Source organism: Alkalihalophilus sp. As8PL (assembly GCF_040939795.1).
Taxonomy (GTDB): Bacteria; Bacillota; Bacilli; order Bacillales; family Bacillaceae_D; genus Alkalihalophilus; species Alkalihalophilus lindianensis.
On sequence record NZ_CP162551.1, the window covers coordinates 26,609 to 46,395 of the forward strand.

16 protein-coding genes are annotated in these 19,787 nt (G+C 39.2%); 6 read left to right on the forward strand and 10 right to left on the reverse strand.

Annotated elements, in window-relative coordinates:
• Positions 1 to 12: 12 nt before the first annotated feature.
• The 4 genes from AB3N04_RS01385 to ytvI all read left to right on the forward strand — a co-directional run bounded on the left by AB3N04_RS01385 (position 13) and on the right by ytvI (position 3,249).
• The gene (locus tag AB3N04_RS01385; RefSeq protein WP_368504368.1) at positions 13 to 630 is read left to right on the forward strand and encodes a hypothetical protein; all 618 of its coding nucleotides are present in this window, start codon (positions 13 to 15) and stop codon (positions 628 to 630) included.
• A gap of 157 nt (positions 631 to 787) precedes the next feature.
• On the forward strand, positions 788 to 1,051 hold the full coding sequence (locus AB3N04_RS01390; RefSeq protein WP_368504369.1) for a hypothetical protein: 264 nt from the start codon (positions 788 to 790) through the stop codon (positions 1,049 to 1,051).
• A gap of 138 nt (positions 1,052 to 1,189) precedes the next feature.
• A complete protein-coding gene (locus tag AB3N04_RS01395) occupies positions 1,190 to 1,543 on the forward strand; it encodes an LAGLIDADG family homing endonuclease (protein WP_368504370.1) in 354 nt (117 codons plus the stop codon).
• A 581-nt stretch (positions 1,544 to 2,124) separates the two neighbouring features.
• On the forward strand, positions 2,125 to 3,249 hold the full coding sequence (gene ytvI / locus AB3N04_RS01400) for a sporulation integral membrane protein YtvI (protein ID WP_368504371.1): 1,125 nt from the start codon (positions 2,125 to 2,127) through the stop codon (positions 3,247 to 3,249).
• Positions 3,250 to 3,281: 32 nt separating this feature from the next.
• Here ytvI and parC read toward each other — a convergent pair whose 3' ends face one another.
• Complete coding sequence (parC, locus tag AB3N04_RS01405; protein ID WP_368504373.1) at positions 3,282 to 5,717, reverse strand: DNA topoisomerase IV subunit A; 2,436 nt, start codon at positions 5,715 to 5,717, stop codon at positions 3,282 to 3,284.
• A gap of 2 nt (positions 5,718 to 5,719) precedes the next feature.
• The gene (parE, locus tag AB3N04_RS01410) at positions 5,720 to 7,690 is read right to left on the reverse strand and encodes a DNA topoisomerase IV subunit B (RefSeq protein ID WP_368504374.1); all 1,971 of its coding nucleotides are present in this window, start codon (positions 7,688 to 7,690) and stop codon (positions 5,720 to 5,722) included.
• A gap of 260 nt (positions 7,691 to 7,950) precedes the next feature.
• On the opposite strand from parE, the gene AB3N04_RS01415 reads away from it, so the two are divergent.
• Complete coding sequence (locus AB3N04_RS01415; RefSeq protein ID WP_368504375.1) at positions 7,951 to 8,511, forward strand: GNAT family N-acetyltransferase; 561 nt, start codon at positions 7,951 to 7,953, stop codon at positions 8,509 to 8,511.
• Between the two features lie 41 nt (positions 8,512 to 8,552).
• On the opposite strand, the gene AB3N04_RS01420 is transcribed toward AB3N04_RS01415, so the two are convergent.
• A complete protein-coding gene (locus tag AB3N04_RS01420) occupies positions 8,553 to 8,966 on the reverse strand; it encodes a CoA-binding protein (protein WP_368504377.1) in 414 nt (137 codons plus the stop codon).
• A gap of 119 nt (positions 8,967 to 9,085) precedes the next feature.
• Between AB3N04_RS01420 and AB3N04_RS01425 the strand changes: the two genes are divergently transcribed.
• Positions 9,086 to 10,405, forward strand: coding sequence for a DUF2254 domain-containing protein (locus tag AB3N04_RS01425; RefSeq protein WP_368504378.1), 1,320 nt, complete (start codon positions 9,086 to 9,088; stop codon positions 10,403 to 10,405).
• Positions 10,406 to 10,444: 39 nt separating this feature from the next.
• On the opposite strand, the gene AB3N04_RS01430 is transcribed toward AB3N04_RS01425, so the two are convergent.
• The 7 genes from AB3N04_RS01430 to AB3N04_RS01460 all read right to left on the reverse strand — a co-directional run bounded on the left by AB3N04_RS01430 (position 10,445) and on the right by AB3N04_RS01460 (position 19,756).
• Positions 10,445 to 11,986, reverse strand: coding sequence for an ABC transporter permease/substrate-binding protein (locus AB3N04_RS01430; RefSeq protein WP_368504379.1), 1,542 nt, complete (start codon positions 11,984 to 11,986; stop codon positions 10,445 to 10,447).
• Positions 11,986 to 12,954, reverse strand: a complete 969-nt coding sequence (locus AB3N04_RS01435) for an ABC transporter ATP-binding protein (RefSeq protein ID WP_368504380.1) — start codon at positions 12,952 to 12,954, stop codon at positions 11,986 to 11,988. The genes AB3N04_RS01430 and AB3N04_RS01435 overlap by 1 nt, the downstream gene beginning before the upstream one ends.
• Positions 12,955 to 13,116: 162 nt before the next feature.
• Positions 13,117 to 13,887 (reverse strand): 2,4-dienoyl-CoA reductase, encoded by a 771-nt coding sequence (fadH, locus tag AB3N04_RS01440; protein WP_368504381.1) that lies wholly within the window; start codon positions 13,885 to 13,887, stop codon positions 13,117 to 13,119.
• Between the two features lie 166 nt (positions 13,888 to 14,053).
• Positions 14,054 to 14,794 carry a 3-oxoacyl-[acyl-carrier-protein] reductase gene (fabG, locus tag AB3N04_RS01445; protein WP_317120897.1) on the reverse strand — a complete coding sequence of 247 codons (741 nt, stop codon included), beginning with the start codon at positions 14,792 to 14,794 and terminating at the stop codon, positions 14,054 to 14,056.
• A gap of 34 nt (positions 14,795 to 14,828) precedes the next feature.
• Positions 14,829 to 16,115: a GntP family permease gene (locus AB3N04_RS01450; protein ID WP_368504382.1), complete on the reverse strand. Its 1,287-nt coding sequence runs from the start codon at positions 16,113 to 16,115 to the stop codon at positions 14,829 to 14,831.
• 19 nt (positions 16,116 to 16,134) lie between these two features.
• The gene (locus AB3N04_RS01455) at positions 16,135 to 17,712 is read right to left on the reverse strand and encodes an acyl CoA:acetate/3-ketoacid CoA transferase (protein WP_368504383.1); all 1,578 of its coding nucleotides are present in this window, start codon (positions 17,710 to 17,712) and stop codon (positions 16,135 to 16,137) included.
• Positions 17,713 to 18,055: 343 nt separating this feature from the next.
• Positions 18,056 to 19,756, reverse strand: coding sequence for a sigma 54-interacting transcriptional regulator (locus AB3N04_RS01460; protein WP_368504384.1), 1,701 nt, complete (start codon positions 19,754 to 19,756; stop codon positions 18,056 to 18,058).
• Positions 19,757 to 19,787 lie beyond the last annotated feature (31 nt).

Genomic DNA, 19,787 nt, shown 5'->3' on the forward strand with positions numbered 1-19,787 from the left:
GAGCAGGTTAGAATGAATAATGACAGAGACCAGCAGCAAAAACCAAAGATTACTTCTATGGATAGTATCGAAAACTCCCAAGATCAAAAATTGAATAATAAAGCAGCCCCAAAAAAGAAAGATGAAGAGCTTTTTTTAGGTGAAAAAAAGTTTCGTACAGGACTTGGGTTATTTACACTGTTATTTGCTATTATTGGATTAACTCTAAGTACCTCATCACTAGCTGAGGAAGAAGCCACTGCCGAGATTTTAAACCGATCAAGTGAATTTATTGAATCTGGATTAACAGTAGATACAGATATTCAATTAGAACCGCGCGACTTTGAAGTGACGGGCTTTACTAACGGGTCAGGAAGTGCACGAATGTTGATATGGGACTACTTAGGCGACTCAAACAATGAGGTTCAAATCTTAGTAGATGGTCAGCCCATTAGAGAGTTACATGTGCTAAACAGCAATGTCGCAGCCTACTCCGTACCTGTACCGAGCGTGGTGACGATAAGAGGCCTAAGCACTACAGGAGCTCAACCCATTACCTATGCGGTTAAATTCCCAGACCGAAAACAAACCCTCTTTAATGCCGTTCCGACAAATGGAGTGAATCAGTATACGTTAGTGCCTAGGTTTTAGGTTGATTTCAGGTATATATTATAAGATAAGGAACGTTTCTTTTAGGAGAGGCGTTCTTTTTCTGTAATGTATGATTTTACATAGATTTACATTAACGAAAAATAGAACGCATGTACTATAATTATAATAAACCAAACAGTAAAGGTAGGTGAGGGCGATGGATGGAAAGAGAGGGAAATGTAGACTTACTAAAGAAGAGATCGTACACCTTTACAGCAGTGGTCATAGTACGAGCGAGATAAGTCAACAAGCAAATGTTTCAGCACGTTATATTAGTAAAGTATTGAATGAAATGAATGTAGAAAGAAGGCCACACGGTAGTTGGAAGCGTAAGTATACACTCAACGAAGATTACTTCAAACATTGGTCAAATAGTATGGCTTATATAATAGGTTTTTTTCTGGCGGATGGAACGGTTTAAGATCAGTTACAATCCATTTCCTTTTCTCAAAACGATCGAGTGATCTTAGAACAAATAAGTGCAGAGTTAGATTCAAACCACAAAATTTATCTAAACGATAAAACAAATGTTTACACCTTGTATGTGCATAGCAAGGTAATGAAAGCAGACATTATTCAGTTACACGGGATTAAACCAAATAAGTCTAATACGGTAGAATTTCCTAACATACCAGATGAATATCTAAGTCATTTTATAAGAGGGTATTTTGATGGTGATGGGCATATTTATCGATCAAAATATTATGTGTGCTTTGTAGGTGGTTCTGAGACATTTATGTATAAGCTAACAAACATTTTATCAGAGCATCAACTTGATTCGAGGATGGTAATGATTGATTCACATTATAGAGTATATATAACTGGAAAAGATTCTGTAAAAAAGTTTGGTGAATGGATATACCTAAACAAAGAACTATACCTAAGACGCAAATACGATCAATTCGACCTTTAATAATACATTGATAATATAAAGAGAGAGAAAGGAGTGGAGTAATAATTACCACTGCTTTTATTTTTGTTTTAGAAGTCGACATAATATATATTATAGGAACCAATTGAAATAACATAATATCTGTATCATATATAAAGTAAACTTCTAGTTTTGAGACAGAAAAGAAAATTTAATGAGGTGATCAACTCTTTACACTTAGCTTAGTAATTGTCATTTTTACTTAACTACGTATTTCACGAGCCTCATAGTTATCAACGATTAACTACAAGTTTATAGTTAACCTCATTTATTATAGCTCATGAGCAATAAATTCTTTTTAATTAACATTGGATGACTATCACATCAGTATGACAGTATTTATAACTTTTTAGTTCACTATAATCTTCATAAAGTTTACATAATAAAGTTATACTCTATTTGTAGATTCTCTAGTTCTGATTTATCTATTTCTTCATAGACTTTTATTAAAAATGCAAATTATCATTAAACTCGTTTGACTCTGCTATTGTTGAGAATTAATATAATGGTATAAGTTACCATTATGCCGCAGCTTCTATCCTCACTTTGAAAGGAATAATGATATGACACGCGAACATGGTTTGATGATTCTTCGCACAGTTATAATATCGATTGCCATTTTTGGTCTTGGTTGGTTGGTTATAAAAGTATTTTCCGTAACGTATCCGTTTTGGATTGCTGCATTTATTGCTTGGTTTTTACAGCCGTGGATTCGTTTTATGAAAGAAAAACTTAAATTCAGTTCAGGTTTTGCTAGTTTCTTTGGTTTATTAGCTGGAATCATCTTAGTTAGTTCCTTATTAACAGGTACGCTATTTTTAATTGGTTACAGCTTACGTAATTTCTTTCAACAAATCCCAGGGTGGATCGAGACCTCCTCTGTCTCTTTACAACAGTTTTTTAATCAAGTGATTTTTCCTTTCTGGCAGCAAGTTTTAGGGGTTTTTGATACATTTAGTCACGAGGAGCAAGAAGCACTTCGTCAAAGTGTTATTCAGCTTGGTTCTCAAGTAGGAAACTTGCTCGGACAAGCTGGCCAAAGCTTAGTTGATCGCATTACTCATATCTTACTTGGTGTTCCGACATTTTTAGTTGCCTTCCTATTTATCTTCTTAAGTATTTATTTTATGGGGAAACAATGGTGGTTTTATAAAGAAAGATTTCGTGATGCTGTTCCTCCCTCCTTCTTGATATTAGCAAGGAACTTTGGCATAGCTGTAAGAGCAAGGCTATTTGGTTTTGTAAAAGCTCAGTTTATATTAATGCTCATTACCGGTGTTATCGTCTTAGTAGGCCTGCTTATTTTACAGGTAGAACATGCTCTCACACTTGCTGTAGTAATAGGGATTGCTGAATTACTTCCATACTTAGGTACAGGAACGATCCTTATTCCTTGGTTTGTCTATTTATATATTACAGGAGAGTTTTCTATGGCCATTGGGTTATCGATTCTATATGGCATCATTGTTGCAGTGAGACAGCTCATTGAACCTAAAATCCTCTCCTCTAATTTAAATTTAAATCCTGTGGCTGTGTTAATCTCTCTATTTGTTGGATTGCAGTTGTTCGGAGCCTTGGGGCTTCTTGTTGGTCCAGTCGTACTTGTATTGGTCATGATCTTAAATGACATTGGCGTTATTCGCTCAATCGTTCGATTTATTAAAGAAGGTTGGGTAAAAGAAGCTTAAAAAAGCTGAACCATTTAAGGTTCAGCTTTTTCTTATTGTTCATCTGGTTCTTTAAGATATTGCCTTACTTCTTTGACAACACCAGCTTGAGCCGTATCAACAGCGAAGGAACCATTCGAGTACCGGTCGCTATTTCGGTAATTAAACGGATTAATCGTTTCGATATGATCCTTTGTGGTCACTACTTCTATCGCGGTGGTTCTTGTTACCTTCTTACAACCGATTACGCGGTGAGGGTTTGATTTCAATTCTCGTAACATAACGAGACCTCGTTTCGCCCGTGAGGTTTTCTCGAATTCTGTTAATCCCATCTTTTTCACAGCACCTCGATGAGTGACAATAAATAAATCGACTTTCTCACCTGGAACCACTGACATTGCATCTACTACTCGGTCATCTTCTTTTAAGTTTATGGCCTTAACGCCTGCTGCTCGTTGCCCCACAAGACTTACTTCTTCTTCATCGAACCATAGTCCGTACCCTTGATGGGTGGCGATAAATAGCTCTTGCTGCCCATTCGTTCTCATCACAGATATAACCTCGTCATCTCCCTTTAATTTTAAAGCCATTAAAGGTTTAGAGAAACGTTGAGCTTGATACAAGGAAAGCTGAGAGCGTTTGGCCATGCCATTCTTTGTAACAAAGAGTAATGATTCTTGATCAGAAAATTCTTTTACAGTCATGGCTGCTAATATCGAATCGTTCCGATCTAAGCTAACGAGGTTCGCAATATGCTGCCCATTATCTTTCCACCGAATGTCTGGTAATTGATGAACAGGTACATAGAGATAGCTACCCAATCGTGTGAACAGCAAAAGCGTTTCAGTGGTGTTCACTTCAATACGGTCAAGAAGGCGGTCTCCTTCCTTCATGCCAGGTAATTCACCGTTTGATGCGGTGTAAGAACGTATGCTCGTTCTCTTCACATAGCCCTCTTCCGTCACGGTTACCATGACGTCTTCAGATGCTACGAGAACATCCATATTGATTTTAAGTTCCTCAATTTCGTCTCGAATAACTGTACGTCTAACGTCCTTAAATTGCTTTTTCACCGATTGTAGCCCTTTTTTGATAACGGAAATGAGCTTTTTTTCGCTACCTAGAATAGCTTCTAATTCATGAATACGACGTTCTAGTTCCGCTGCCTCTTCTTCTAATGTTGTAATATCTGTATTCGTTAAACGGTATAGTTGTAACGTTACAATTGCTTCTGCTTGTGCGTCTGAGAATTGATATTTGCTAATTAAATTCTCTTTAGCATCTTTTTTATCTTTTGATGAGCGGATTGTAGCAATGACTTCATCTAATATCGAAATGGCTTTAATTAAGCCTTTTACAATATGCTGACGGTCAGTTGCCTTACGAAGGTCATATTGCGCCCGACGAGTAGCAACATCCTTCTGGTGCTCAATATAGGCTTGTATAAGCGGTTGCAAGCCCATTAGCTTTGGTGTTTTCTTATGAATGGCTACCATATTAAAGTTATACGTTACTTGAAGGTCAGTATTTTTTAATAGATAGTGGAGAATCGCTTTGGCATCTGCCTCTTTTTTTAGCTCTACCACAATGCGTAAACCCGTACGATCTGTATCGTCACGAACTTCAGCGATTCCGTCTACTTTTTTATCAAAACGCAGTTCATCCATTTTTTTCACTAGATTGGCTTTAACGACTTCGTATGGAATTTCGGTGATCGTGATTTGCTCACGTCCACCACGTAATTCCTCTACTTCCGTTTTCGCTCGTACAATAACTTTGCCTTTACCAGTTCGATACGCTTGTTTAATACCATCAATTCCTTGAACAATACCTCCAGTAGGGAAATCCGGTCCCTTGATAACACTCATCAATTCCTCAAGAGTAGTAGAAGGTTTTTCCATCTGCATAATCACGCCATCAATTACTTCTTCAAGATGGTGAGGAGGAATATCAGTGGCATACCCTGCAGAGATCCCTGTTGAGCCATTCACAAGAAGATTAGGAAACATAGCTGGTAAGACGACTGGTTCATCTTCTGAATCATCAAAGTTTGGTATGTAATCAACCGTTTCTTTATCGATATCACGCAACAGTTCTGAGGAGATCTTGGAGAGTCTCGCCTCTGTATAACGCATAGCAGCAGGTGGATCTCCGTCAATCGACCCATTGTTCCCGTGCATATCAACGAGTAGATTACGCACTTTCCATTCTTGACTCATTCGAATCATCGCATCATACACTGATGAATCTCCATGAGGATGGTAATTACCAATTACATTACCAACTGTTTTAGCAGATTTACGAAATGGTTTATCGGCTATGTTTCCATCTCGGTACATCGCATATAAGATCCGACGCTGCACCGGCTTTAAGCCGTCTCTAGCATCTGGTAATGCACGCTCTTGAATAATGTATTTACTGTAACGACCGAACCTATCACCGATCACGTCTTCTAAAGGAAGGTCTAAGTAACGCTCTGTTTGTGACACGCTTATTCCTCCTCAATTACTGCTAAGTTTTCATTTTCTAAGATGTTTGTTTCTTCCTCAAGACCAAAGGCCACATGGGTTTCGATCCATTTTCTACGCGGTTCTACTTTATCGCCCATTAATGTTGTCACACGCTTTTCGGCTCTTGCGGCATCATCTATTTTTACGCGGATTAACGTGCGTGTTTCAGGATCCATCGTCGTTTCCCATAATTGAGTCGCATTCATTTCGCCTAACCCTTTGTAACGCTGTAACATATACCCTCGTCCGACTTTTTTCGTTGCTTTTTCTAACTCACGCTCATCCCAAGCGTATTCAATCACTTCTTTTTTCCCTGTTCCTCTGCTTACTTTATAAAGTGGGGGCAAGGCAATGTATACTTTCCCAGCATCTAAAAGTGGGCGCATATAGCGATAGAAGAAAGTTAGTAATAGTACTTGAATGTGAGCTCCATCTGTATCGGCATCGGTCATAATCACGACTTTATCGTAATTGACATCCTCAAGATCAAAGTCTGCGCCGACACCCGCACCGATCGTATGAATAATCGTTCGAATTTCTTCATTTTTCATGATATCTTCTAACTTAGCTTTTTCTGTATTGATAACTTTACCACGAAGGGGAAGAACTGCTTGGAATTTACGGTCGCGTCCTTGTTTAGCAGAACCACCAGCAGAATCACCCTCTACGAGATACAGTTCGTTTCGTTTCGGATTTTTTGATTGAGCAGGTGTTAGTTTTCCACTAAGGAGAACATCCTTTCGCTTGCTCTTCTTTCCGTTACGTGCATCTTCTCTTGCTTTACGAGCCGCTTCTCTAGCTTGAGCCGCTTTAACGGCTTTTTTTATCAGCATCATACTGATATCAGGGTTTTCTTCAAAGAAGTAAGAGAGCTTTTCTGATACAAGGCCATCTACAGCCGAGCGTGCTTCTGGTGTACCTAGCTTGCTTTTCGTTTGTCCTTCAAACTGGAGCTTCGCCTCAGGTACACGAACAGATACGATCGCTGTGAATCCTTCTCTAATGTCAGACCCATCTAAATTTTTGTCTTTATCTCTTAATAGCTTTACTTTACGCGCGTATTCATTCACTGCCCGAGTCATGGCTGCTTTTGCACCAAGTTCATGTGTCCCGCCATCTTTTGTACGAACATTGTTAACAAAAGACAAGACACTCTCTGTATAGCCATCATTGAATTGAAACGCTAATTCAACCTCAATTCCTTGATGCTCTCCTCCAAAGGATACGACTGGGTGAAGCGTTTCCTTATCTTCATTTAAGTATTCAACGAACGCTTCAATTCCATTTTCATAATAAAATAGTGCATTTTCCTGGTCACTTCGCATGTCTACTAATTCAATTTTTAACCCTTTTAAAAGGAATGCAGCTTCTCGCAATCGCTCAGATAATGTTTCAAAATTATAGGTCGTCACACTAAAAATGGTTGGATCAGGCTTGAAGTGGATGGTTGTCCCTGCTTTTCTCGTTGAACCGTGCTTTTCTAACGTAGTAACAGGCTTACCACCATTTTCAAAACGCTGTTTATAAACAGTGCCATCACGCTTAATTTCGACTACGAGCCATTCGGAGAGAGCATTTACAACAGACGCGCCTACGCCATGCAACCCTCCACTAGTTGCATAGCCCCCTTGTCCGAATTTACCCCCAGCATGTAATACGGTCATAATAATTTCTGGGGTTGGTTTTCCTAATTTATGCATTCCAACAGGCATTCCACGACCTTCATCTGAGACGGAAATGCTGTTGTCACGGTGAATGGTTACCTTAATATATGAACCATATCCTGCGAGTGCTTCATCTACTGAATTATCAACAATTTCATATACAAGATGGTGAAGTCCTCGTCCATCTGTACTTCCTATGTACATACCAGGGCGTTTTCTTACCGCCTCTAATCCCTCTAATACTTGTATTGCGTCATCGTTATAATCAAGATGCTGTTTCTTTGTCAAGATTGGTACTCCTTTCAACATGCTACTTGTATTGTAGCACAAACGAACACACGTTTCTATTATACGTTCACTATCGCCTTTACTATTGTAGCTGTTATTTCAGTATTCGCAACCTCTTTTGGGGATTCCTGCTTTTTCTAAGAAAAAAGTCATAGCGGAATTTGACGAATCATTGACGATTCAATCACCATACACCATGCTATAATACAATCAACTATACAATAACGGATATTTACTTACATTTATTCAGGAGGGCAACCGTGAATCCTTTTTTACTAACAGGCTTAACAAATCGCTTAGAAATTAGGCCATATGTGTATCAAGACTACCTTAATTGGTTCACGCAGTATCAACGTCGCGAACCTTCAAAACATCGATATGATGAAGGGAAAGTTAATATGAGTGTGTGCACCGAGCAATGGTTTTATGATTTAGTAAACAATCATCAATCTGCCGCAAAACAAGATACGTTGTATGTATTCGGTGTATTTAGAAAACAGGATGGGGCTCATCTTGGGGTGATTGATGTCTCTACCTTGATGCGTGAAGATTTTCACTGGGGGAGAATCGGGTATTCTATTCATAATCACTATTGGGGTCAAGGGTATGGTAAGGAGTCTGTAGAAGAAGTATTGCGCTTAGCCCACAACAACCTGAACTATCATCGCATCGAAGCTCATATTAACCTAGATAATCATGCTTCCATTGCTTTAGCAAAACGTGTAGGGATGGAATATGAATGCGTACGAAAAGGGTTCATTTATGAATTTGGGGAATGGACCGATAACCTTGTGTATGTATCTCAACCAAATAGAAACTAAAGAAAACGTGCCTTCAATAAGAAAGCACGTTTTTAAGGTTATTATTTGAACTTTGCATGTTCTACTTTAATGCAACGATCCATAATCGTCTCAACTTCATGCTCATGTAAATAATCATAAGCTTCTTGATTAGCAACGCCAAGTTGGGCCCAAAAAGTTTTTGCACCAATTTCAACAGTATCTTTTGCAACCTCAGGTAAATGCTCACTTCGTCTAAAAACATTTACAATATCGACCTCTCCTTCGATATCCTGCAAGCGCGCGACAGCTTTTTCTCCTAATACTTCATCAACTGTAGGATTGACTGGAATGATCGTGTATCCTGCATTTTGCATGACTTCAGAGACCATATAAGAAGTCCTACTTGGATTTCCTGATAAGCCTACTACAGCTATTCGTTTACTGGTATGTAAAACCTCTTTAATTTTATCATCTGATGGATTTTGGATGGACATCTCGCTCAGCTCCTTTTCTATAATAGTCTTTTTCGTTACGTGATCTTATTATTCCTTCTCTTAAATAAGGTACCTCTGATCTGCTCATACTAACTAAAAGGTATAAGGAGAGTGATGATGTGCATTCAAGGTGGTTGCAAATTCGTAATCAATTTTATTTTATACCAGCTCTGTATAGTGTGATTTCCATTATTTTTGCTATTATCTGTTTTAGTATTGATCGTTATTTAATCAACCACACAGACCTCTTCTCTCGTATACCTAGTTATCTTATAACCGATATTAATCTCGCTCAAACGTTACTAAGTACAATCTCTTCATCCTTATTGACAATGACAACGATCTCTTTTTCAACGATTATGGTCGTTTTAACTACGTATTTATCAGAATTTTCTCCTAGAACGATGCAAAATTTTATGAGTGATGTCCATACGCAACGTATTCTTGGTGTATTTATAGGTGGTTTTCTCTTCTCGTTGATTTTACTGCTTATTTTACGTGAAGAAAGAGCAAATACAGTGTTTATATCTCCTACAGTGGCTGTAGGGTTTGCAAGTGTTTGTGTAGGGTTCTTTGTCTTCTTTGTTCACCATGTAGGTAGGTGGATTCAAGTTAGTAACTTAATTCACCAAATTACTGATAATACAATTGCTGCAATCAACCGTTATTATGAAGACATAACACCTAACGATCAAGATGAACCGTGGAAAGATTGGGAAAGTGAAGAACTCATCTTACGTACTCCGCATCTGATTGTGAATGAAAAGAATGGTTACTTACAAGTGATAGATGTAGATGGATTAGTTAAACAAGCTGAAGCGGATAACATCATTATCAAAGTCGAAGCAGGTTTAGGGAACTATGTTGAAAAAGGAGCTGTACTTCTGCAGACGTATGGCAGCCTTCCCGATCAAAAGAAAGATTTGTATCGTAAACATCTGCATATTGGAGAAGAGCGAGCAACGATTCAAGATATTGATTTTGGATTAACAAAACTCGTCGAAATCACGCTAAGGGCTTTATCCTCTGGAATCAATGACCCGAATACCGCTGTTAGTGGAGTGAGAGCATTAGCTAGAGTGTTAACTGTGCTTGCAAAAAAGAATCTCCACAGGAGTTACTATAATGACAAAAGCGATAGCCTTCGTGTGATTTTAAAACAAAGAAAATTCAATGATTATTTGTACCGTTGCTTTTATCAAATTAGGCAATATGGAGGCGAGGATTTATCTGTATTAACAGCTCTACTTGAATCGCTTCAAGTGATTGCTGCTAATAATGGGACCGAAACAAAAGATGCGATCTGGACTTTTTCAGAGTATATTCGCTCTGGTGTGAGAAGAAGTGAGTTACTTGATCTGGATAAGCAATATTTAAATGAAAAATGGCAACTACTTGCGATTCATGCAGACAAAAAAGATCAGTTTATTCCACTATAAAGAAAGCGACAAGCCAAGGAGGCCGTCGCTTTCTTTTATTTATTGAATTAAGCCTTTCTCTTCAAGGAATTCTCTTGCAATATCTTCAGGATTTTCATCATCATAATCGACACGGTAATTCATTTGTTGAATTTCTTCTTCTGTAATGATGCCGGCTAATTGATTGAGTATCTCTTCAAGCTCCGGGTGTTCATCTAGTGTTTCCTCCCGCAATAATGGAGCTCCTTGGTAAGGTGGGAAAAGTTGTTCATTATCTTCTAGCACCACAAGATCATATTCCACAAGGTAAGCATCCGTTGAGTACGCATCAATCACTTGGACATCGCCTGATACAAGAGCTCGTGAACGAAGTGCTGCCTCCATCGATTGAACATTTGAAAATTCTATTCCGTATTTATCTATTAACCCTGGGTAGCCATCATGTCGATCGATAAATTCAAATGTAAACCCAGCTGAAAGTTCATCTTGATAAGGGTCGAGGTCTGCAATCGTCTCTACTCCTGTTTCTTCAACAAACTCACTGGTCACAGCGATCGCATACGTATTGTGGTAATCCATTGGCTCTAAGAAGATCAGTTGTTCTGCCTCATAGATCCCATCTCTAGCCTGCTCATAGGCTTCGCGTTCATCATAGCTAAAGTCTTCGATATTCAATAAATCACCAACAACTGTCCCAGAGAATTCGAGATACATATCAATATCACCGCCTCTTAGGGCATTGTAGACAAAGTCTGTTCCACCTAGACCAGATTGAACGGTTACTTGGATATCTGTTTGATCCTCAATCAGCAATTTATACATATTACCGATGATTGCAGGCTCGGCCCCTTCTTTTCCTCCGACAACTAGCCTAGTGCTTGCATCACTACCACCTTGGCTGGCGACGATAGGCGGTATGATGACGATCAATAAGGCAAGAGAAATCACGGTAACAATCGGTGTAAATGATGCACCTTTTGAACGATTTTCTGTAAAACGAAGAATGAAATCGAAAAATAAGGCTAGTAATGCAGCTGGAATGGCACCAAGTAAGATGTACTCGTTATTTGCACGTTGTATTCCAGTCATTATCAAATCACCGAGTCCACCTGCTCCAATTAAAGCAGCAAGCGTGGCTGTACCAACTATTAATACCATCGACGTACGAATCCCTGCCATCACAGTAGGCATCGCGATCGGCAGTTCAACTTTAACTAAGCGACGGTAGGAGTTCATTCCCATTCCTCTTGCCGCTTCACGTATGGCGGGGTCTACTTCACTTATTCCTGTGTATGTATTACGCAAAATAGGAAGTAGGGCATAGGCTGTAAGGGCAATAATTGCTGGAGTCGTTCCAATTCCTACGAATAAAATCATAAAACCTAGTAACGCTAAACTAGGTATCGTTTGAAGCACTGCAGTGATGCCAATAACAAATTCAGCGATGCGTGTTTGCCGCGAGAGAAACACGCCTAGTGGTACTGCAATAAAAACAGCTATTAAAAGAGAGATTAAAGAGAGTTGAATATGCTCCCATAAGGCATTCCATAATAAATCTTGCCTTTGGATGAAGAGTTGATACAAACGGTTTAACGTGTCCATTACGCATCGCGCTCCTTCATCCATGTTCTTGCTAAATCCTCATAACTAATTGTTCCTACGACGTCTTCATCATCTTTCACAAGTAAATAAGGAGCTGAACCTTCTTTTAATTGTTGATAAGCTTCCTCGATGGTCTTATTAGGGTGAATGACATGTTTCGTTGATAAAGTAGGGTGGTTAATGAGATTCACATTTTGGTTCATGACATCCCGTACAATCATGTTTGGCGACTCCATTTTCTTGATTTGACGATTTCCAATAAATTGAGTGACAAATGGGTCGCTAGGAGTTGTCATTAATTCCTTCGGGGTACCAACTTGTATCACTTTTCCGTCTTTCATAATACAAATACGGTCACCAAGCTTTAAAGCCTCGTCCATATCATGGGTGACAAAGACAATCGTTTTTTGAATCGTTTGCTGTAGATGTTGAACATCTTCTTGTAGTTGTTCCCGACTAATCGGATCAAGTGCGCTAAATGGTTCATCCATTAACAAAATGTCAGGATTGGCTGCTAGGGCTCTTGCTACTCCTACACGCTGTTGTTGACCTCCTGATAGCTCACGAGGCATACGATCCCGATAAGTATTGCCATCTAATCCCACTAAACCGAGTAATTCATCTACCCGCGCAGTGATTTTATCTTTTGACCATTTTTTCATTTCAGGTACAACAGAGATATTTTCAGCCACCGTCATATTTGGAAAAAGGGCAATTTGCTGAAGGACATAGCCAATATTCCATCGCAATTTATGGATGTCTCCTTCTGTAATCGACTTATCATTAATATGTATTGAGCCTTCGCTTGGATCAATCAGTCGATTAATCATTTTCATCGTCGTCGTTTTCCCGCACCCACTCGGGCCGATCACTACAAAAGTTTCCCCTTTTTCAATCGTGAAATTCAAATTATCTACTGCTTTTGTACCGTCCACAAATTCTTTTGAGACGTTATTAAATGTAATCATTGATTCATTCCTTCCAGAAATAATAAACAGATAAATCCAATACCCGTTTTGACGAAATTAAAACGTAGAATGACTTGATATGTCACTAGTTTTTCCAATGCGCTACGAAATCATAATAAAAAGACCAAGAGCTAATTTGCTCTTGGTCGTCAAACATTTGTTTTACGATTGAAACGATGCTCCGTTCAACCATTGACCACCATCGATGGTAATACAATCTCCATTAATATATTTAGCTTCCTCTGAAAATAAGAAAGCTGCAAGTCCTGCTACTTCTTCTACTTTACCGAAGCGTCTTGCAGGAATGCCTTTGAGAACTTTTTTGTGAGCCTCTTCATTTAAAATAAGACGCTCAGCACCACCTGTATCCTCAATCGGGCCAGGAGCAATCGCATTTAAACGGATCCCGTATTGACTTCCCCATTCAACCGCTAGTGTGCGAGTCATCGCAAGGACACCTGCTTTAGCACTTGCAGAGTGGACAACACCAGGGCCAGCTGTCCAAGCATAAGTAGCAACAATATTCGTGATGCTTCCTTGTTGCTTATTTGCAATCCATTCTTTACCGACTGCTTGTGTACAATGCCATGTACCGTTTAAAACAATATCAATAACGGCTTTCCAACCATTTTCTGATAATTCCTCAGCACGAACTAAGAAATTACCAGCCGCATTATTCACTAAGTAGTCAATTTGACCAAATGTTTCTTTTGTTACATCAACCATATGTTGAACTTTTTCTGGGTCACGTACATCCATGACTACCGGGAGGACTTGTCCCTCAAATGTCTCGATTTCCTGTTTAGCTTGAAGCAGGCGCTCCTCATCGCGTCCACTGATGGTGACATAGGCACCTTGGCTTGCAAATTTCTTCGCCATAGCTTTTCCCATGCCATTACTGCCACCTGTTACGATTACTGTTTTTTTCTCCATGATAAATCCTCCCATCAACTCTTCAAAAGATTGACTCCGATCATATCATCATTACTCGCTCTCTCCCTCTATTATGACGAACTATTCTGAAAGATGAAAGGGTTTTCTTTCCTGCTAAAGAAAAATAAAACCAGCTACCGGTTAAAGTAGCTGGTGTAAAAAGGATTTAGATGACAACGCCGCCGTCAATGCTAAGGATTGTACCTGTAATGAATCGAGCTTCATCAGATGCAAGGAACGCATAACCATTTGCAATATCTTCTGGTGTTCCTAAATCGTTTAGTACAGACTTATCTTTCATCATGTCTAACACTTTTTCAGGCATTTTTGCCGTCATTGGCGTAAGGATAAAGCCAGGAGCAATGGCGTTTACACGAACGTTGAAACGTCCAAGTTCTTTCGCCCATGTTTTAGTCATACCGTTAACGCCCCATTTTGTTGCAGCGTAGTTTGTTTGACCAAAGTTACCAAATGAACCAACGATAGAAGAGGCATTTAAGATGACGCCACCTTTTTGTTCTTTCATGATAGTTGCCGCTTCTTGAGAAACCATGAATACCCCTTTAAGGTTAACATCGATTACACGATCCCATTGCTCCTCAGTCATTTTTAGAAGTTGAGCATCTGCAGTGATTCCAGCATTGTTCACCACCACATCTACGCGACCGAACGTTTCAACTGTGTGAGCGAATAAATTCTTCACTTCTTCACGCTTTGTTACATTTACGACAAAACCAGTCGCTTCTGCACCTAGTTCTTTAACAGCTGCAACCGTAGCGTTAATTTCTTCTTCATTCATGTCAGCTACAACAATTTTTGCACCTTCTTTTGCAAATTTGAACGCTGTTGCTTCACCGATCCCACGGCCTGCACCTGTAATAATCGCTACTTTATCTTGTAATTTCATGTTTGTTCCTCCTAATAATCGTTAAAAGTTTAAATTAAATAATACCAATCGAGCCAACAATAATCGCAACAATAACACTTAATACTGGAATCGCACACCCTACCACAAAAATATCTTTATATGAATCTTTATGAGACATACCTGTGATTGTTAATAGAGTCAACACCGCACCGTTATGAGGTAATGTATCTAGACCACCTGATGCAATCGATGCAACACGGTGGAATGCTTCAGGATCAATACCCGTTTGAGCAGACAATTGCATGTAACGATCACCTAATGCTTCGAGCGCAATTCCCATACCACCAGATGCTGATCCAGTTGAACCAGCTAAAATATTAATCGCTACAGCTTGTGAAATAAGTGGACTTCCTTGAATACCCATAACAAAGTCTGTAAGCTTCTCAAAACCAGGAACTGCACGAACGACCGCTCCGAAACCAACGGCAGCACTCGTGTTAACAATAGCAATAACAGAACCACTTGCCCCTTTGTTAACAGAATCAGTAAATTTCTTAATCATCTTATAGTTAAAGGCAATAATCATCAGAATACCCGTAATTAAAGAAACGACAATATCCCAGTTAAAGACGTTTAACGTAAAGATAACTGCAATTAATGGTAAGAATGAAAGAATTGGATTTGGAAGTTTAGCTTCATCAATCTCTTTAATATCTTGATCCTTTGGCTCCGTGTAGAATTCTCCAGCAGCGCGTGTTTGTTTTTCTCTCCACGTTAAGTAGACATATCCACCTACACCCATTACTAGAGCAGCAATAATCCCCATGAACGGGGCAGCCATAGCCGTTGTCCCGTAGTACTCTGTTGGGATAAGGTTTTGAATTTGTGGTGTACCAGGAACAGCCGTCATTGTAAAGGTGAATGCACCTAGAGCAACGGTACCAGGAATTAATCGACGTGTAATGTTAGCTTCACGGAATAATGCAATAGCAAGTGGGTAAACCGCAAATACTACAACGAATAAACTTACTCCCCCATACGTTAATACAGCACAAGCTACAATTACCCCTAAAATCGCTCGCTGCTTTCCAATTACTTTAGTAATCATAGAAGCTACTGAACTAGCAGATCCAGTATCCTCCATTAGTTTACCAAAGATTGCACCAAGCATAAATACTGGGAACCATAGTTTCGCAAAATTAACGAAACCTTCCATGTAAGTGTTTTTATATGCATCTAGAAGGTCAAGTCCTCCGAAAATAGCGACAACCCCGGCAGTAATTGGCGCAACCCAAATGATTGACCAACCACGGTATGCAAGATACATTAATAATATTAAACCTAATACGATACCTAACATTCTTTCTCCCCCTTAGTGATTATTTAGAAAGAACAGCTTTTCCATTAGTAAGCTCAAGGCCCATTTTTTCATCACGGAAAATTCGTTCATCCATCGTTTTAAGATTTTCAGAAATAACTGGCTTAAATTCCATTTGATCTAGTACATCGCGATTAAGATCAACACCAGGAGCGATTTCTGTTAAAACAACACCATCAGGACCAAGTTCAAATACCGCACGTTCTGTGATATAAAGAATGGTTTGTCCAGTTTCGTTTGCATATTCTCCACTAAAGGTAATGTGTTCAACATCTACTAAGAACTTTTTGATTTTACCTTCTTTAGCAATAGTGAGTTTCCCCTCTTTCACTTCAATACCTAATCCGCCTGCTGTAAATGTTCCACAGAATACTACGCGTTTAGCATTTTGAGTAATGTTGATGAAACCACCGGCCCCAGCAATTTTAGGTCCGAACTTACTAACATTTACATTCCCGTTCCCATCTAGTTGAGCAAGACCAAGGAAGGCAACATCTAATCCTCCGCCATCATAAAAGTCAAATTGGTACGGTTGATCGACGATACATTCAGGGTTAATAGATGCTCCGAAGCTCATACCTCCAGCTGGAATCCCGCCAATAGGACCTGATTCTACGGTCAAATTAATAAGATGGTCAACACCTTCTTCATTCGCCACCATTGACACTCCTTCAGGCATACCAATACCAAGGTTTGTCACAGCATATGGTTCTAGTTCCATCGCAGAACGACGTGCAATCACCTTGCGCTCATCTAGTTTAAGTTTAGGTAAATCACGATTAACCGCTTTGATTTCGCCACAATAAGATGGGTTGTATTGTTCAGCAAAAGTTTGCATATGTTGTTCTGGCTCTGCAATAACAACTGCATCAATCAAGAGACCAGGTACTTTAACCAAACGAGGGTCAAGACTTCCTTTAGCAACGACTTTCTCAACTTGGGCAATGACAATACCACCAGAGTTTTTAGCTGCTTGTGCCATAGATAAGATCTCTAGAGTGCCTGCTTCTTTATGAAGAGTTAAGTTACCCGCTTCATCTGCATGAGTACCTCGTATTAATGCTACATGTACAGGAAGTGTCTTATAGAATAGATAATCTTGTCCAGAAATTTCCATTAAAGATACTAAATCTTCAGTTGTGCTTTCGTTTAATTTTCCACCTTGGTTACGTGGGTCAACAAATGTTTTCAAGCCAACATGAGTGAGCGTACCAGGTTTACCTGCTGCAATATCACGGAACAAGTGTGAAATAACTCCTTGCGGGAAGTTATACGCTTTAATTTTGTTATCAATTGCTAGCTTTTGAAGTTTTGGAGCAAGTCCCCAGTGTCCTCCAACAACACGAGTTACTAATGTTTCATGACCTAGGTGATTTAAGCCTTTTTCTTTTCCATCACCTTGTCCTGCAGCATACATTAGTGTTAAGTCTTGAGGCTTTTGTTCCTTTAAGAAGCGCCGCTCGAGCGCAGAAGTTAATGCTTCAGGGTGTCCATTCCCAACGAACCCTCCAGTTGCAACCGTTGATCCATCTTGAATCATTTTAACGGCTTCTTCTGCTGATTTTACTTTATTAATCATACCTTTCCCTCCTACAACATCTATGAATACGCTTTCTCTACCTTACATAAAGAAAAGTACATAGACTTATATATGCAAGAGGTGTGCCAACTTTTAATTTTAAAATAAAGAACGAAAGTATGCGGTTTCATTTGTCCTTACATCCATAATTAACCATTCTGTTTGCGGTATTCACCTAAAATGTTCGATTATACGGACAGTATCTTTTTATTTATGTATTTAAATCCGGACATAATTAGATATACCTATTTATCCTGTCCATAAAAACGGACACTGACTATTCTTTTGGCCATTATTATTCTTGTTACCTACTAAAACACCTTGCCGTTGTAAGCAAGGTGTTTTAAAGTTGATGTTTAGTTAACTTCTCATAAAATGTAGACCGACTAACACCTAATAGAGAAGCGGCCTTTGAACGATTTCCTTTTGTTTGAGTCAATGCATTCATAATGGCAGTCTTTTCAGCCTTTTCAATGGAAATGGCAAGAGGTTCGATTACTTTCCCAGTCGCTTGTTCTGTTAATTTGGCAGGGAGATGAATAGGTTTGATCCATGTCTCATCAAGCATATTCATTGCTCGTTCGATCACATTTTCAAGCTCACGAATATTACCTGGCCAGCGATATTGATTGAGGAGCCTTTGAGCTTCTTTTGAAATACCTTCCACTTCTTTTTTCATAATGGGACTAAGTTTTTCGGTGAAATGCTGACATAATTGCACTAAGTCTTGCTCGCGTTCTCTGAGTGGTGGAATGTGAATCGCGACTACGTTCAAACGATAATAGAGATCAAGTCGGAATTCACCTTTATGAACCATCTCCTCAAGGTCGCGGTTAGTGGCCGCAATCACTCGTACATCAATCGGTTTACTTGTTGTCGAGCCTATTTTTTCTACTTCTTTTTCTTGAAGTACGCGTAAAAACTTCACTTGCATATGAAGAGGAAGCTCACCGATTTCATCAAGGAATATTGTCCCGCCATCAGCTGCTTCAAACTTTCCTTTTTTTCCACCTTTTTTAGCCCCGGTAAACGAGCCTTCTTCATACCCGAACAATTCTGACTCAAGTAGATCTGGTGGAATGGCCGCGCAATTGACCTTTACGAATGAGCCAGGGGCGCGTCTGCCTGCATTGTGTATCGCGTGTGCAAACAGTTCTTTTCCTGTTCCACTTTCTCCAAGTAGTAACACATTTGAATCACTATTTGCTGCACGTTCAGCCTGATGCTTTGCTCGGAGAATGGACTCACTTTCTCCTATAATATGATGAAAAGTATAGGTTGCTTTGTTTTGCTCGCGAAATTCGCCCTTGTATTTCTTAAGCTCTGTTTCCATTAGTTTCACTCGTTTATACAGTGAATTAAAACCACCTACATTTTGAAACAAGACTCTTCCAACAGCCCCTGTAATTTCACCATTTTTTATAATGGGTAAGCGAGTGGCTATCATATAATCTCCCTTGATCCGCTGAAGATCAGCAATTTCCGGTTTTCCTGTTTTTGCCACGATATGCATTCGTGTATTTTCAATCACTTCGGTTGCGTGCTTTCCGATGACGTCTTCTGCTTTTACGTTTAAAAAATCCGCATACTCTTTACTTAGCATCGTGATATAGCCATTTTTATCAACGATCACGATACCATCAAATGCAAATTCCATAACCGTTTCTAAGAGTTCTGTTTTTTCTCTATTTGTTGAAAGAAGCTCTTCTAAACCTTTGATAGAAGAGATTAAATACACATAATGAAGAACACCGTTAATGGTTGTATGTTCTTTTCTTAGAACGAAGGTGCGTTGATGAAGGGTTACATGAATGTTAGTCCCTTCAGCAATCCCCTTGACTAAGTTGTTATCAATATAGCTCGTTAAAACTTGTCCGTTTATTTCCTCTTCTGTTTTCTTTAACATTTTTTGAATCGTATCGTTATGAAACAAGATTGTTTGGTGCGTGTCTGTAAGAATGGCTCCAAACGGAAGGGCACGTATGATGGCTTCCATTTGTTCGTAAGACCTTTCAATGGCTCCCACAAATTCTTTCATATTCATGTTGCAATCCCTCGCTCAGTGTTTATTAAAG

Excerpts from the sequence above, each read along its gene's own strand:
- AB3N04_RS01455 (WP_368504383.1), bottom strand. The coding sequence starts at position 17,712 with ATGATTAATAAAGTAAAATCAGCAGAAGAAGCCGTTAAAATGATTCAA.
- AB3N04_RS01450 (WP_368504382.1), bottom strand. The coding sequence starts at position 16,115 with ATGTTAGGTATCGTATTAGGTTTAATATTATTAATGTATCTTGCATAC.
- fadH (WP_368504381.1), bottom strand. The coding sequence starts at position 13,887 with ATGGAGAAAAAAACAGTAATCGTAACAGGTGGCAGTAATGGCATGGGA.
- AB3N04_RS01385 (WP_368504368.1), top strand. The coding sequence starts at position 13 with ATGAATAATGACAGAGACCAGCAGCAAAAACCAAAGATTACTTCTATG.
- AB3N04_RS01420 (WP_368504377.1), bottom strand. The coding sequence starts at position 8,966 with ATGTCCATCCAAAATCCATCAGATGATAAAATTAAAGAGGTTTTACAT.
- AB3N04_RS01435 (WP_368504380.1), bottom strand. The coding sequence starts at position 12,954 with ATGATTACATTTAATAACGTCTCAAAAGAATTTGTGGACGGTACAAAA.
- ytvI (WP_368504371.1), top strand. The coding sequence starts at position 2,125 with ATGACACGCGAACATGGTTTGATGATTCTTCGCACAGTTATAATATCG.
- AB3N04_RS01460 (WP_368504384.1), bottom strand. The coding sequence starts at position 19,756 with ATGAATATGAAAGAATTTGTGGGAGCCATTGAAAGGTCTTACGAACAA.
- AB3N04_RS01430 (WP_368504379.1), bottom strand. The coding sequence starts at position 11,986 with ATGGACACGTTAAACCGTTTGTATCAACTCTTCATCCAAAGGCAAGAT.
- fabG (WP_317120897.1), bottom strand. The coding sequence starts at position 14,794 with ATGAAATTACAAGATAAAGTAGCGATTATTACAGGTGCAGGCCGTGGG.
- AB3N04_RS01395 (WP_368504370.1), top strand. The coding sequence starts at position 1,190 with ATGAAAGCAGACATTATTCAGTTACACGGGATTAAACCAAATAAGTCT.
- AB3N04_RS01390 (WP_368504369.1), top strand. The coding sequence starts at position 788 with ATGGATGGAAAGAGAGGGAAATGTAGACTTACTAAAGAAGAGATCGTA.